General features: G+C 41.2%; 13 protein-coding genes. 9 read left to right on the forward strand and 4 right to left on the reverse strand.

The features are described 5' to 3' along the window. The first annotated feature begins 100 nt into the window (after positions 1 to 100). Together CYL31_RS09540 and CYL31_RS09545 are read left to right on the forward strand one after the other, a co-directional pair. Positions 101 to 3883: a response regulator gene (locus tag CYL31_RS09540; RefSeq protein ID WP_212918673.1), complete on the forward strand. Its 3783-nt coding sequence runs from the start codon at positions 101 to 103 to the stop codon at positions 3881 to 3883. Beyond that, positions 3883 to 4806 carry a GGDEF domain-containing response regulator gene (locus tag CYL31_RS09545; protein ID WP_212918674.1) on the forward strand — a complete coding sequence of 308 codons (924 nt, stop codon included), beginning with the start codon at positions 3883 to 3885 and terminating at the stop codon, positions 4804 to 4806. The genes CYL31_RS09540 and CYL31_RS09545 overlap by 1 nt, the downstream gene beginning before the upstream one ends. Positions 4807 to 4904: 98 nt before the next feature. On the opposite strand, the gene leuA is transcribed toward CYL31_RS09545, so the two are convergent. After that, positions 4905 to 6578, reverse strand: a complete 1674-nt coding sequence (gene leuA / locus CYL31_RS09550) for a 2-isopropylmalate synthase (protein ID WP_212918675.1) — start codon at positions 6576 to 6578, stop codon at positions 4905 to 4907. A gap of 211 nt (positions 6579 to 6789) precedes the next feature. Between leuA and CYL31_RS09555 the strand changes: the two genes are divergently transcribed. Both CYL31_RS09555 and ribA read left to right on the forward strand, forming a co-directional pair. Then, positions 6790 to 7263, forward strand: coding sequence for an Lrp/AsnC family transcriptional regulator (locus tag CYL31_RS09555; RefSeq protein WP_012069726.1), 474 nt, complete (start codon positions 6790 to 6792; stop codon positions 7261 to 7263). Positions 7264 to 7360: 97 nt separating this feature from the next. Continuing rightward, a complete protein-coding gene (gene ribA / locus CYL31_RS09560; protein ID WP_212918676.1) occupies positions 7361 to 7969 on the forward strand; it encodes a GTP cyclohydrolase II in 609 nt (202 codons plus the stop codon). A gap of 98 nt (positions 7970 to 8067) precedes the next feature. Here the strand turns inward: ribA and CYL31_RS09565 are convergent, their stop codons facing one another. Next, on the reverse strand, positions 8068 to 9273 hold the full coding sequence (locus tag CYL31_RS09565) for a DEAD/DEAH box helicase (RefSeq protein ID WP_212918677.1): 1206 nt from the start codon (positions 9271 to 9273) through the stop codon (positions 8068 to 8070). 231 nt (positions 9274 to 9504) lie between these two features. On the opposite strand from CYL31_RS09565, the gene CYL31_RS09570 reads away from it, so the two are divergent. Then, positions 9505 to 10065, forward strand: a complete 561-nt coding sequence (locus CYL31_RS09570; protein ID WP_212918678.1) for a DUF1415 domain-containing protein — start codon at positions 9505 to 9507, stop codon at positions 10063 to 10065. 77 nt (positions 10066 to 10142) lie between these two features. After that, positions 10143 to 10976 carry a CvfB family protein gene (locus tag CYL31_RS09575; RefSeq protein WP_212918679.1) on the forward strand — a complete coding sequence of 278 codons (834 nt, stop codon included), beginning with the start codon at positions 10143 to 10145 and terminating at the stop codon, positions 10974 to 10976. Positions 10977 to 11001: 25 nt separating this feature from the next. Here the strand turns inward: CYL31_RS09575 and CYL31_RS09580 are convergent, their stop codons facing one another. Further along, positions 11002 to 11949, reverse strand: coding sequence for a ketopantoate reductase family protein (locus CYL31_RS09580; RefSeq protein WP_212918680.1), 948 nt, complete (start codon positions 11947 to 11949; stop codon positions 11002 to 11004). An 83-nt stretch (positions 11950 to 12032) separates the two neighbouring features. Between CYL31_RS09580 and CYL31_RS09585 the strand changes: the two genes are divergently transcribed. Continuing rightward, positions 12033 to 12518 (forward strand): YajQ family cyclic di-GMP-binding protein, encoded by a 486-nt coding sequence (locus CYL31_RS09585; protein ID WP_212918681.1) that lies wholly within the window; start codon positions 12033 to 12035, stop codon positions 12516 to 12518. A 43-nt stretch (positions 12519 to 12561) separates the two neighbouring features. Here the strand turns inward: CYL31_RS09585 and CYL31_RS09590 are convergent, their stop codons facing one another. Beyond that, positions 12562 to 12882, reverse strand: coding sequence for an MGMT family protein (locus tag CYL31_RS09590; protein ID WP_283248223.1), 321 nt, complete (start codon positions 12880 to 12882; stop codon positions 12562 to 12564). A 47-nt stretch (positions 12883 to 12929) separates the two neighbouring features. On the opposite strand from CYL31_RS09590, the gene CYL31_RS09595 reads away from it, so the two are divergent. Both CYL31_RS09595 and CYL31_RS09600 read left to right on the forward strand, forming a co-directional pair. Beyond that, positions 12930 to 13409, forward strand: coding sequence for an FxsA family protein (locus tag CYL31_RS09595; protein WP_212918682.1), 480 nt, complete (start codon positions 12930 to 12932; stop codon positions 13407 to 13409). Positions 13410 to 13539: 130 nt separating this feature from the next. After that, the gene (locus CYL31_RS09600; protein ID WP_012069737.1) at positions 13540 to 13830 is read left to right on the forward strand and encodes a co-chaperone GroES; all 291 of its coding nucleotides are present in this window, start codon (positions 13540 to 13542) and stop codon (positions 13828 to 13830) included. Positions 13831 to 13853 lie beyond the last annotated feature (23 nt).

Genomic DNA, 13853 nt, shown 5'->3' on the forward strand with positions numbered 1-13853 from the left:
GCCTAGCAGAATCCTGATTTTCTGATATGTTTTATAAGTAGGGTGGTGCTTAATTAGTTTTTCTGATTGCGTTTGACATGCATAAGCCAAGGGGAAGTGAATGGGTCAATTTGAGGCTGCTTTAAAAGTAGCTAGGTCTCTTTTAGGTATGTCTTGTGCTGGTTTACTTTTTAAAGATGGTCGTGTGGTTTTATCTGGTGAAGTCGATGGCCTTCATCAGATAAATTGTTCCACTAAACTATTTCGCTTTAATACTTTTGCTTCTTCCCGATATTTCGATATAAAAAGTACGCCTTCCGCTCACGTTTTATTTTCTGATTTACCAAATATTGCTAGCTGTGTTATCGAGCCTTTAGGCATTCATGATGTTCGATTGATTTCCTTAAGTGATACTCCTTGTTTACTCAATAATGAATTGCTGGAAGAGCATATTGATTCCTTGGTAGGTCTTTTTTCAACTTTAATGGCCTCATCTCCAGTGCAATTATCTTCACTGCCGCATGTAGATGGAAAACCTATATCAATTGGTGATGGTGCAACTGCACAAAAACGAACGTTGAAAACGTTAAAGAACTTGCATGAAGTGACGGCCAATTCAGATTTATCATTAGATGAAAAACTGCAAAAAATTCTACAAGTTGGCGTCGAACATTTTGCCTTACCGATTGGGCTTATCAGCTCAATTAACGGCGATATTTATCAAGTGGAATACAGCCATACTCCAAACGGAGAAGTGCTTCCAGGTGCACAGTTTGAGCTAGGAAACACCTATTGTGTTCACACTCTTGGTAGTGATTTGCCGACATCTTATTACCATACAGCGATTAGTGATATTAAAGAACATCCTTGTTATAAGGGCTTTGGATTAGAAGCTTACATTGGCATTGTTATCTATGTCAGTGGTAAGCGTTGGGGAACACTCAATTTTTCTAGTCCAAACCCGAAGAATCAGCCTTTTGGTGATGATGATTATGAAGTAATGAAATTGCTTGCTCAGTGGGTTGGTAATGAGATGACTCTTGCCTACGATAGATCTGTACAGGCTCAATATGAGAATGATCTGCGCGAGCAAAAAATATTCTTTGAGTCGCTTTTTGAAAATGCGCCAGAGGCGATCGTGCTTGTCGGACGAAATCGTGAAATAAAAATGTTAAATCCAGCTTTCACTGAGCTGTTTGGTTATAGTCTTGATGATTTACGAGGTAAAACCACCCAAGTTTTGTATGCGGATGAAAGCGATTTTATTCGGCAAGGCCAAGCTTATAAAGATGATGTAGAAGATGTTTTAAATCGTTATCGTGTGAGCTATAAAAATAAACAGGGTAAGATTTTTCATACCGAAACGATTGGTAGCATGATTCGAAATGCTGACGGAAGCCTCGGCGGCTATATCGCTCATATTCGTGATGTGACAGAGCGTCTAGAAGTTGAGCAGAAAATGATAGATACCAATTTGCGTTTATCTATCGCAGCGGATGCTGCTGGCATAGGTGTCTGGGAATTCGATCTGCAAGAAAGTACTTTGCATTGGGATGACTGGATGTATCGACTTTATGGTTTTTCTATGGGTGAGCGAGCTCAGCCACTTCTGGTTTGGGATGATTGTGTTTATCCGGAAGATAAAGTCAGATTAAGAGATGTGTTTGCTGGATTAGAAGAAAGCGGAGCGTATTTTACCAGTAAAGAGGATGCTTCCCATATCTCTAAAGATTTAGATTTTGATTTTAGGATCATGCGAAAAGATGGGCAGGTTCGTTATTTGAAATCCAATGCTGCCATTGTATTTGATAAAAAAGGCCATGCATCACATCTTATTGGTGTGAACATGGATATTACTTCTAGAAAAGAAACAGAAGTGCTTTTACGGGAAGCGAGCGATCAAGCGGTTGCAGCCAGTAAGGCAAAAAGCAATTTTCTTGCTACCATGAGTCATGAAATCAGAACACCATTAAATGGTGTATTAGGTATGGCTGAATTACTTTCTGGTAGTAAGTTAAACGCAGAGCAAAAGGAGCAATTGCGCATACTGAAAGAGTCCGGCGAGGGGCTTTTGGGTTTAATTAATGACTTGTTGGATTTTTCCAAAATAGAGGCGGGTCATCTTTCTATCGAACGTGTTGATTTCAATTTAGAAAAAGCCATTTATGATGTCGTGCGCTTATTGCTGATGAAGGCGGAAGAAAAAGGCATCGATTTATTGGTGGAATATGATGAATCTTGTCCACGCTTTTTGGTGGGCGATGTGTTTCGTATTAAGCAAGTGTTAACTAATCTTATTAGTAATGCGATTAAGTTCACCAACTCGGGCCATGTATTGGTATCCGCAAAAGGTGCCGTTGATCAACAAGGGGTAGCCGCCATCACTCTGAGTATTGCTGATACTGGAGTGGGCATTGCAGATCATGTGCAGCCGCAATTGTTTAGTGCTTTTGTGCAAGCAGATAGTTCAACAACACGTAAGTTTGGTGGAACCGGTTTAGGTTTGGCGATTACGAAACAATTGGTTGGTTTAATGGATGGCAATATTTCTTTGTCGAGTAAATTGGATGTCGGATCTGTTTTTACGGTGTCATTTGCACTATCAGAAAGTCATGCAATGTCTCACATCGAAACTGTGGTTGATGAAAATCTATTACTTGGTAAGAAAACCTTAGTCGTTGACGATAATGAAACCAACTTAGCCATACTTAAAAATCAGCTGAAGTCGTGCGATATCTATGCAGATACAGAGCTAAGCCCTGTGGATGCTTTAAGTCTCATTAGGCAATCGATGGATAAAAATGTGCCGTATCAGCTGGTGGTTATAGATTACATGATGCCAGAGTTAGATGGTCTGATGCTTTCTACAGCGATTCGAGAAATGAGCGGCTCTTTGTATCAACCTATAATTTTGATGACTTCTTCTGCCGGTGAGCTAACTCAAAGTGAGTTGGCTACTGCTGGCGTTAATATGTGTATTGCTAAACCCATGAGTGCTTTGGCCTTGAAGAGAGGTCTGATTACGGCATTGTCTGATAATGTGCTTGGGCATCAACTTTCATACGCAGATAGCAGTGATGATGACGAAGTATCAGATGTTAGTGATAATGGAAATAAGAGGGGGCTCATTTTAGTTGTTGAAGATATGAAAGCCAATATGGCAGTAGCGCAGGGAATTTTAACGAGAATGGGTTTTGATGTTATTGGTGCTGAAAACGGCTCGATTGGCGTAGAAATGTGGGGTGCCCATCAGCCAGACCTTATTTTTATGGATTTACACATGCCAGTAATGGATGGATTATCGGCTATGCGTCGTATTAGACAAGCCGAAAAATACAGTCAGCATAAACGCGTGCCTATTATTGCATTAACGGCTGATCTCATGGCTGAAACATTATCGGAAGTGCTGCGTGCTGGTGGTGATGGTTTAGTGCCAAAGCCTTTTAAACAAAAGGAGATTATTGATATGTTGGATGAGTGGTTGCCTCATAGTCATCAATCAAAAGATGACACTCTAGACAAAACTATGCAAGCGGCTGATTCTGTTTTTGATGTGAAGTCGGATATTGTAATTGATGAATCTGTTTTGAATGAATTAAAAGTTTTGTTGGGAAGTGATTTTACCTTGTTGATTGATGCCTTTTTTGATGACGCAAAAAGCATCATGGCATCATTTGACAAGATGTTGAGTGAAGAGAGTGATATCGATTACGTAGCGGTTTCTCGTCTTGCTCATAGCTTGAAATCTGTCAGCCAAAATGTAGGTGCAATGACGATGTCAGTAATGGCTGCGCAGCTAGAACAAGAAAGTCGTCAGGGGGTTGTGCCTGAACTGAATACTAAATTGCGAGAAATACTAGCAATGTATCAAAATGTGAAGACTAAACTACAGGATATGCTGTAATGCCGATGAAAGTGTTAGTGGTAGATGATACCAACACTGACCGTTTGTTGCTGAAGCTTCACTTATCCAAGCTAGGTTATAGTACGATAGAAGCCAGTAATGGTCAGGAAGCGATAGATCAATTTTTGGAGCATTCACAGGATTTGGACCTTATTTTAATGGATGTTCAAATGCCTTATATGAATGGTTTCGATGCGGTTAGGTCGATTCGTAAAATACAAGAGCAACAACATCAGGAGTGGTTGCCAGTCATATTTCTCAGTGCCAGTGCTGAAGATGATGATGTAGAAGATGGGATTCTAGCGGGTGGTGATGATTATTTGACTAAACCAATTAGCCAAAAAGTTCTGTCGGCTAAAATGTTGGCTATGCAACGCATTGCCGATATGCGGCGTCGTCTTGTGGATTCAAACCTTGCTCTTGAGCATTTAGCATCAACTGATCACTTAACAGATGTTGCCAATCGTCGTTCTTTTGAACTTATGTTAGATCGAGAAATGTCCTTCACTCGTCGTTATGGTGTTCCTATGGCGTTTGCTATGTTTGATCTTGATAAATTCAAAGTAGTAAATGATACCTATGGGCATGATGCTGGGGATGCTGTTTTGGTTGAAGTGTCAAAGCGAATCAAAATAGCCCTAAGAGACAGTGATATTATTGGTCGTTTGGGAGGAGAAGAGTTCGGTATTATTCTACATAATGTTAAAGAAGGAGATGTTTTCAAAGTATTTGATCGTTATCGTAGTATCGTTGCCGATCATCCAGTGATACATGAAGGTACTGTAATTCCTATTACGGCCAGTATTGGTGTGGCTCTTTATACCGGTAAATTAGAAGATAAAGCTGCAGTATTAAAGCGTGCAGACGAATGCTTGTATGAGGCAAAAGATACTGGCCGAAATAAGGTGGTTTACCACCCTTAGTAGCGTTTAAAAAAACTATAAATAACACACAAAAAAAAGCCGAAAATCGATTGAATTTTCGGCTTTTTCATTACCCTCAATTTACTAAAGGTAATACATTACGCGACAGCAGAGTCTTTGTTTTCAGTGATTTTCTGATTCACTGTGGCCAATAGTGCTTGGATTGACGCAGATACAATGTCGTTGTCGATGGCGACGCCATTGTAACGGTCACCATCTATGTTGGCTTGAACATAGGCAATGGCTTGTGAGTCGCTGCCTACTGTCAAAGCGTGTTCTTGGTATTGGATGATATCGACACGCATATTGAAGTGCTTGCCTAATGCTTCACTGAAAGCAGACAACGCGCCGTTGCCGTTACCTGTAATCTTAATGCTAGAGTTGTTGCTGATAAGTTCGGCATGAACAGTATCAACATCATCTTTTGCAAGATCGTATTTGCCCAATTTGTATGGTGTCGTGCCTGTCATGAAGCTATTTTCAAACAAGTTCTTCATAGACTCAGCATCCACAACGCCGCCGTCTTTTTCAGCAAACTGCTGAACGATTGGACTGAATTCTACTTGCAACCAACGTGGCAAAGCCAAGCCGTATTCTTGCTCAAGAGTATAAGCAACGCCGCCTTTACCGGATTGGCTGTTTACACGAATGACTTCTTGGTAGCTGCGGCCCACATCGCGTGGGTCGATTGGCAAGTACGCCACATCCCAAGGTTTGTCATCGGTCTGGTTAGCCAAACATTTCTTAATCGCATCTTGATGAGAGCCAGAGAAGGCGGTGAACACCAATTCGCCTGCGTATGGGTGACGCGGGTGAACTTGTAATAAGGTGCAAGCTTGAACCACACTTATGATGCGGTCCATATCGCCCAACGCCAACTCTGGATCAATACCTTGGCTGTATATGTTCATCGCCATAGTAACGATGTCCATGTTGCCTGTACGCTCGCCGTTACCTAGCAATGTGCCTTCGATACGGTCTGCGCCAGCCATAACGCCTAATTCTGCTGCCGCTACACCACAGCCGCGGTCGTTGTGGGTGTGCAAGCTGACAATCATGCTGTCGCGCTGCTTAACATTGCGGCAGAAGTATTCAATTTGGTCTGCATAACGGTTAGGAGTGGACACTTCTACCGTTGCTGGCAAATTGATAATGATTTTGTTGTCTGGTGTTGGTTGCCAAACATCGGCAACCGCATTAACGACTTCAATGGCGTAGTCGATTTCAGTGCCAGTAAAACTTTCTGGTGAATACTGAAACACCCATTCTGTTTCAGGGTGTTTTGCGGCGTGTTCTTTTACGCATTTAGCGCCATTAACTGCGATTTGTTTGATGCCTTCCATGTCCATGCGGAATACTTGCTCACGTTGTGTTGTAGACGTTGAGTTGTAAACATGAACGATGGCTTTTTTGGCACCTTTTAGTGATTCATAAGTACGCTCAATTAATTCTGGGCGCGCTTGAGTCAATACTTGAATGTAAACATCGTCTGGTACTTGGTCTTCTTCAATCAACCAGCGGACAAAGTCAAAATCCAATTGTGAAGCAGCAGGGAAGCCGACTTCGATTTCTTTGAATCCAACATCTACTAATAGAGCAAAAAACTGTTTCTTTTGTTCCACTGTCATTGGTTCTACCAATGCTTGGTTGCCATCACGCAGGTCGACACTAGACCAGATAGGCGCTTTAGTGATTGCTTTATCAGGCCATGTGCGGTTTGTAATAGCGACTGGCTTGAATGGCGTGTACTTTGTATGGTCAAAAGACGACATGATCTTGTCCTTATTAATAGGAGGTCGGTAAACCTCGTTGTTATTAGTGCGTCTTGAGTAGGCGCTTTTTTCTTGGTGTTTCTTTGTTTTTCAATTTGTATAGTGTACCCAAAAAATATGAGTAAAAGATTGCGTTTTTTATGAAAAAATCAATTTCTATGGCATTATATTGCGTATTAAATAATAAAATTAGTAATTTGGGGTTGCGGTTATGGGGTTTGATAAAATCGATTTAAATATTTTGCGCGAGTTACAGCAAGATTCTAGCTTAACAAATCAAGAATTGGCGGATCGAGTTGGATTATCGGCATCACCTTGCTTGCGTCGAGTGAAAGCGCTGGAAGAAAATGGTGTTATAGATCGTAAAGTAACCATCTTAAAAAAGTCGAGCTTGGGTTTAAAATTGACTGCATTTTTGCAAATCAGTATGGATAGGCACACTCCAGATCGCTTTAGTGTTTTTGAAGATCAGGTAGATGTTTTTCCTGAGGTAAGGAATTGCAATCTGGTGACTGGCCAAAACTGCGATTACTTATTGGAAGTCGTAGTAGAAGACATGGAAAAGTACCATGATTTCTTATTAGGGAAGTTAACGCGTATACCTGGCGTCACTGGTGTTCAGTCGAGCTTTTTGTTGCGCAGTGTGAAAGAGAGCACGTCTTTACCCCTAGATCATTTGATTTAGAAGTTATTTCCTTATTTCGCATTGATATTTTAGCTTTTGACCAAATTAATGGGCGTTATACTTGTTACAGTAAAAAAGTCCCTAGTAGAGAAGTAGTATGAGTGATTTGACAATTAAGCGTCGAGTGATGATTCCCGTGAGGGCGGGCGACGTGATGGCGGAATTTATTTCCTTCAATGGAGATGATTCTGGCAAAGAACATATAGGGATATTTTTCGAAGGTACAAAAGCAAAAGCTGACAACAGCATTCCATTAGTTCGATTGCATTCAGAGTGTTTGACCGGTGATGTTTTTGGTTCTGGCCGTTGCGATTGTGGCGAGCAGCTTGATGAAGCGATTGATCGAATTAATGAAGAAGGTGGCTACATTCTTTATTTACGTCAAGAGGGTCGTGGCATTGGCCTGTACGCAAAACTAGAAGCCTATGCTTTGCAAGACCAAGGTTATGACACTTATCAAGCCAATGAGATGTTGCATCTACCAGACGATGGTCGTGATTTTGGTATTGCAGCTGATATGCTGCAAGCGCTTGGAGTTTCCAAGGTGCGCTTGTTAACCAATAATCCTGATAAAGCGCAGCAGCTAATAGAGCATGGTATTGATGTTGCTGAATTGGTTCCGACCAAGGTGCATGTGAATCAACATAATCGTTCCTATTTAGAAACTAAGGCTAAGCGTAAGTTGCATACGTTGAAGTTTGACTGAGAGCAGTGCGGTAGTTTTGCGTTTAGATAAGTAGCGAAATAGAAACAACAAAGGCGCTGGTGAGCGCCTTTGTTGTTTCTATAAGTGCTGAACTAGCCTTATTTTTTACTAGGGGCTGGTTTTTTCTTTTTCTTCTTGTTGCTTGGTGAGCGAGCTTTTGTTTTTGCTTCAAGTCCCTCAATGCGGCCAAATTTAATGTTGGCTTGCATAAAGCGTTGAATCTTTTCAATCATTGGCAAGTCGTTGATATCAATCAACGAAATACAATCGCCCGGTGCACCTTCACGTGAAGCACGTCCAGCACGGTGGATGTAAGAGTCAGCTTTACGTGGAAGGCGAAGGTTGATTACAGTATTGATTTCAGGAAGGTCTATTCCGCGAGATGCAACGTCAGTTGCAACTAATACTTGCAAGCGTCCACGCTTCATTTGTTTCATGTGTTCGCTGCGGTCGCCTTGTTTCATTTCGCCATGCAAACCGTCACACATCAAACCCATTTTACGGATGCGTTGAACCCATATGTCAACATGCTCGCGGTTGGAAACAAATAATACCGCTTGCTGAACGCGCTCTTGCGTTAACAGGTGTTTAAGTACGGCTTCTTTGTGCTCTTCGCTGTCTACACGGTAAGCTATTTGGCGAATTTGGCTTGGCACTGTGCGGGATGATTCGCCTAGGCGAATTTGTTGCGTCTCGCTATTTAGTAGGGCGCTGGCAAAGCGTCCCATTTTTTCGCCTTCTAGAGTTGCGGAGAACATCAAGGTTTGGTGTTCTTTTGGTAGTTCTTTAGCGATGTGGTTAATGGCGCTAACAAAGCCCATGTCTAACATGCGGTCAGCTTCGTCGATCACAAAATAAGACACATCGGTTAGATCAAGCCATTGTTTCTCGTCTAATTCAACTAATCGACCCGGTGTCGCAACCAGAATGTCACATGGCTCACTCAGTTGCTGCTGCTGCATACCATAAGGTGTGCCGCCAATAATGAGGTGAGATTGAATACGAGTGTGTTGTGTTAGTTGCTCTACTACATTAAAAATTTGACGTGCTAGCTCGCGGCTTGGTGCCAAAATCAATACTTTTGGTGCGGTGGTGGATTGCTCATCACGGTCAAGAATATGCTGAATAGCTGGCGCACAGAAGGCGATGGTTTTGCCCGTGCCAGTCGGGGCAGTTGCAAGTAGGTCAGAACCCTCTAAGGCGATTGGTATAGCTTGTTCTTGGATTTCTGTCGGGGTTTCAAAGCCAAGATCACTAATGGCTTGTTCTATGGTGAAATCCAAATCTAATTCAGCAAATGACATGTAAACTCTCTGTAGCGGGATAAATGGTACGACCAACTATGATTGTCATAAATTAACTATGAAAATCATAATGAATTTGGGCGTATGACCACTATAATGGACTGTATTAATAGTCATGATACCTTGTTTTCTAAGGATTCGAAATCTAAACCTCAGATGATGGCTTGATAAGTTAGACCCTTTGTACGCTTTGCTCTAAAATACCAACAAATATTTATAAGAAGACACGTTATGCTGCTATCAGATGAATTGGTCACTACCCAAACAATGGCATGGGTAAAAGAGTTTATTGTGGCGTTAAATGTTTGCCCTTTTGCTAAACGGGAAGTGGAGCGGGATAGCGTACGTTGTATGGTATTGCGATCAAAGAAAATGGATGTAGCGCTAGAAGAGTTAATAGCGGAAGTTCAATGGCTGGATGAGCACCCAGAGACAGAAACGACGCTGCTGATTTTTCCGACCTTATTTAAGGATTTTCATCGTTACTTAGACTTTGTTGAAACGGCTGAAAACCTTATGTTCGATCAAGGTTGTGAAGGGGTTTATCAATTGGCAACTTTTCACCCTGATTATTGTTTTTCAGGCGCAGAGCCAGATGATGTATCCAATTATACCAACCGTTCGCCTTATCCAATGTTGCATCTTTTAAGAGAGGCTAGTGTTGATAAAGCGATTGAGTTCTATGGCGATACGACTGAGATACCGAATCAAAATATTGAGAAAATGGAAGGGCTTGGGAGATCCAAGTTAGAGGCTATATTTACTGGTTGTATGAAAGCGGATAACGATTAAATTAAGATTTCAAAATATCTATATGCGCAGACATGTGAAGTGCGTATAGTTCGAAAAAATTGCTTGCCGGAGAACTCATGGCTACACAAATTGGGCGCTTAAATACATTAAGAGTCGTTAAAGAGAAAGATTTTGGTGTGTATTTAGACGCCGACCAATTAGGCGAAATTTTGCTTCCTAAGCGTTACGTACCAAAAGGTGTGACGGTGGATGATGAAGTCGAAGTTTTCGTTTATTTGGATTCAGATGATAAGTTGATTTCAACTACTGAATTCCCTAAAGCCCAAGTTGGAGAATTTGCTGCATTAACGGCAATAGCAGTAAACCAAGTTGGAGCGTTTTTTGATTGGGGGTTACCTAAAGATTTATTGGTGCCTTTTAGTCAGCAGAAAAACCGTGTAGAAGAAGGTGAAACACATTTGCTTTTCATCTACCTAGATCAAACGACAAATCGTATTGTCGCGACTACCAAAGTGGATGCTTTGTTGAACCGCGAAGAAGCGCCGTATCGCGTAGGTGATAAGGTCTCTATCATTATTGGCGATAAAACCAATATTGGCTTTAAGTGTGTTATCGATAATCGCTTTTGGGGTGTTTTGTTTTTTGAAGATGCGTTTAGGCAGCTTCGTAAAGGCGAAAAGACGGTTGGTTTTATAAAGCAGATGCGTGAAGACGGCAAGATCGATTTGAGCTTGCAAGAAGTCGGTTACAAGAAAGTACGCAATATCTTGGATGATATTCTGGATTACTTAGATGCTCATGGTGGTGAATCTCCATTGACCGACAAGGCGTCACCAGAAGCCATTTATGCCGTGTTTAAAGTAAGTAAAGCAACCTATAAAAAAGCATTAGGTGCGCTTTATAAAGAGAAAAAAATTCTTCTTACCAAAGAGAAAATTTCTAAAATCTAGCTTGCATTGATCAATAAAAAAGCTGCTAAGGAAGACTTAGCAGCTTTTTTTTGACCTCTTCACGCTGTTCTGCACAAGCAACACCATCGAAAAGCAAACGCTGTACTGGTAGTTCAATAGGGCTGTTGTTAAGTAAAAAACCTGAGATGAAACTGTTTTCGGTTTGGCGCTGTAATCGAATATCTTCATGCATTGAAGATCGATTTAAGCGAGTAAGTTGAGCAATAGTGTGCACCCGGTTTTTGAGATTTTCTTGGGTGAGGTGTTGGCTTTGTTGTGAATAACTAAATTTCGGATGAGTAAAGACGTTTGATAATTCAGACAGAGTTGCATCGATTAGCGGCTTAAATTCATCATTGAGAATGTCGCCATTATGAATGTTGAAAATTGCAGTGATTGGATTGATTACTGCGTTAACGGCGAGTTTTTCGATCATTCTTTGGTGAATGTTAGCAACTGTTAGGCTCTCAATTGGAAAGGTCTTTGCTGGTGTCGTTTGTCGCCATTCACCAAAGTAGCTGTCACCTAAACCTGTGTGTTTGATATGGTTCGCTTCAATTTTTAAAACGCCTTCACTGGTTGTTCCGGCCCATAGGGTTTGTGTGTCTAATAAAATGCTTTGAAGTTCTTCTTGTGCACCTATGCCATTACATAAGCAGGCGATGTCCGCATCGTCACTAACATGAGCTGCTACTTGGGCAAATGCATTTTTAAGATCGAAAGACTTGGTGCAAATTAGTATCTTGTCATATTGTTCGGTAAGCTCCTCTGGTTTGAAGCTTTTGATCTTATGTTTAGAAATAGAAACTTGTTGTTGACCGTCTTCATCGGTTAATGATTCTAGGGTGATTTTTTTTCCCGGACTCTCCGATCGATACACTAGATGGACTTTATTGCCGAGTTTTTCTAGCTTACAGGCCCAAAAAAGGCCGATAGCGCCAGCGCCGATGACTAACCAAGGCGTGTTCTTCATAATAGGTTTCCATTAGGTGTTTTATTTCAATCCCTGTTATTATCGCCCCAAAATACATTATTGGAAATGCAAAGGAGCAGAAAATGCCATCATTTGACGTAGTATCTGAGTTAGATTGGCACGAAGTCACTAACGCAGTCGATCAGGCAAACAGAGAGATTACAACGCGTTATGACTTTAAAGGCGTAAAAGCGCACTACGAAATTAAAGACAAAAAAAGCGTCGTCATGGAGGCTGAGGCAGAACCTCAACTTCGCCAGATGTCTGATATTTTAAATCAAAAATTGGTTAGCCGTGGCATTGATTTAAAAAGTTTAGAAAAAGAAGATGTGATTAAGGGGAATATGCGCGCTTCCCAAGCGGTTAAGATGAAAGAAGGTCTTGAAACAGACGAAGCAAAAAAAATCGTTAAAATGATCAAAGATAGCAAAGCGAAAGTTCAAGCGCAGATCCAAGGTGACCAGCTTCGCGTTACTGGTAAAAAACGAGATGATCTTCAACAAGTGATGGCGTTGCTGCGTGGTGCTGAGTTGGCTCAGCCAGTTCAATTTACCAATTTTAGAGATTAAATTTATTTTAAGAGTCGCTGCCTATTGTTAGGTGGCGGCCCCTTCACTTTTTTATTGGGTTCTCATTTATGGTTAATTTGTTACCCACAATGACCCAACCTTCTTTTTCTAACTTTTCTTTTTGTCTTAAATAGCCGTCCGTGTTTTCGCCAAAGCTAATGCGATGTTGAGCATTCACGACTCTATACCATGGCAGTTTGGTGTCTTTGGGTAGATTTTTCATTAAACTGCCAACTTGTCTTGCATAACCTGGAAAACCCGCTAGTTTTGCAAGTTCTCCGTAAGCAATGCATTCGCCCTTGGGAATTTCACTTAAAATATGAAACACCTGAGATTTAAATCTATCTATCGGTTGATTCGTCACATTTAGCCCTTAAATAAATAACTACATTTAAAACAAAGAAGGTAAATATGAGATTTGCACTTTTGCTTTTCATACTCGTTCCCGTTATTGAGCTATCCGTATTAATAAAAGTTGGTAGTCAAATTGGTGCGTTAGCAACAGTTGGTTTGGTTTTCCTGACTGCTATTTTAGGCGTGACTTTAATTCGTAAGCAAGGCTTAGAAACATCTCTTAAAGCACAAGAAAAAATGCGCCGCGGTGAGTTGCCAGCCTCTGAAGTTGCAGAAGGGGTTATGCTGATTTTTGCAGGCTTGTGCTTATTAATGCCAGGTTTTGTGACAGATATTATTGGTGGTTTATTATTAATTCCACCATTGCGCAAATTATTTGCGGCAGGTCTATTGGTGAATTTCGTTGCATCTATGGTTAAGAAAGGATCTAAATGGGCTCCGAATGGATCTTATGGTACTCAACCTCAAGGCGAAACCATTGACGGCGAGTACTCGAAAGAACCTAAAGATGACAATGACTTAATAGATAAAAAATAATTTAATTTAAGGGTTGAAATCGGCATGTATAGCCGTATATAGAACCTTGTTAAAGATTCCTACTATGTATGCAGTAGGGTTATCCAGCCAGGGGAGTCCTGGTATCGTTTTTAATTGGAGAGATTGATCAATGAATATTCGTCCTTTGCACGATCGTGTCGTTGTTCGACGTAAAGAAGAAGAAACAACAACTGCATCTGGTATCGTCCTGCCCGGATCTGCTAAAGAAAAGCCTACTCAAGGCGAGGTTTTGGCTGTTGGCACTGGCCGTATTCAATCAAATGGCGATGTGCAAGCTTTAGCCGTTAAAGTTGGTGATACTGTGTTGTTTGGCCAATACTCCGGCCAAACCGTTAAAATCGAAGGTGATGAGCTACTTATCATGAAGGAAGACGAAATTTACGGCATTGTTGAAGCCTAAGTCTCCTCCTGTCGCTCTATTAC

Source organism: Marinomonas sp. A3A, from assembly GCF_018336955.1.
Classification (GTDB): domain Bacteria; phylum Pseudomonadota; class Gammaproteobacteria; order Pseudomonadales; family Marinomonadaceae; genus Marinomonas; species Marinomonas lutimaris.

Excerpts from the sequence above, each read along its gene's own strand:
- CYL31_RS09540 (WP_212918673.1), top strand. The coding sequence starts at position 101 with ATGGGTCAATTTGAGGCTGCTTTAAAAGTAGCTAGGTCTCTTTTAGGT.
- CYL31_RS09545 (WP_212918674.1), top strand. The coding sequence starts at position 3,883 with ATGCCGATGAAAGTGTTAGTGGTAGATGATACCAACACTGACCGTTTG.
- leuA (WP_212918675.1), bottom strand. The coding sequence starts at position 6,578 with ATGTCGTCTTTTGACCATACAAAGTACACGCCATTCAAGCCAGTCGCT.
- CYL31_RS09555 (WP_012069726.1), top strand. The coding sequence starts at position 6,790 with ATGGGGTTTGATAAAATCGATTTAAATATTTTGCGCGAGTTACAGCAA.
- ribA (WP_212918676.1), top strand. The coding sequence starts at position 7,361 with ATGAGTGATTTGACAATTAAGCGTCGAGTGATGATTCCCGTGAGGGCG.
- CYL31_RS09565 (WP_212918677.1), bottom strand. The coding sequence starts at position 9,273 with ATGTCATTTGCTGAATTAGATTTGGATTTCACCATAGAACAAGCCATT.
- CYL31_RS09570 (WP_212918678.1), top strand. The coding sequence starts at position 9,505 with ATGCTGCTATCAGATGAATTGGTCACTACCCAAACAATGGCATGGGTA.
- CYL31_RS09575 (WP_212918679.1), top strand. The coding sequence starts at position 10,143 with ATGGCTACACAAATTGGGCGCTTAAATACATTAAGAGTCGTTAAAGAG.
- CYL31_RS09580 (WP_212918680.1), bottom strand. The coding sequence starts at position 11,949 with ATGAAGAACACGCCTTGGTTAGTCATCGGCGCTGGCGCTATCGGCCTT.
- CYL31_RS09585 (WP_212918681.1), top strand. The coding sequence starts at position 12,033 with ATGCCATCATTTGACGTAGTATCTGAGTTAGATTGGCACGAAGTCACT.
- CYL31_RS09595 (WP_212918682.1), top strand. The coding sequence starts at position 12,930 with ATGAGATTTGCACTTTTGCTTTTCATACTCGTTCCCGTTATTGAGCTA.
- CYL31_RS09600 (WP_012069737.1), top strand. The coding sequence starts at position 13,540 with ATGAATATTCGTCCTTTGCACGATCGTGTCGTTGTTCGACGTAAAGAA.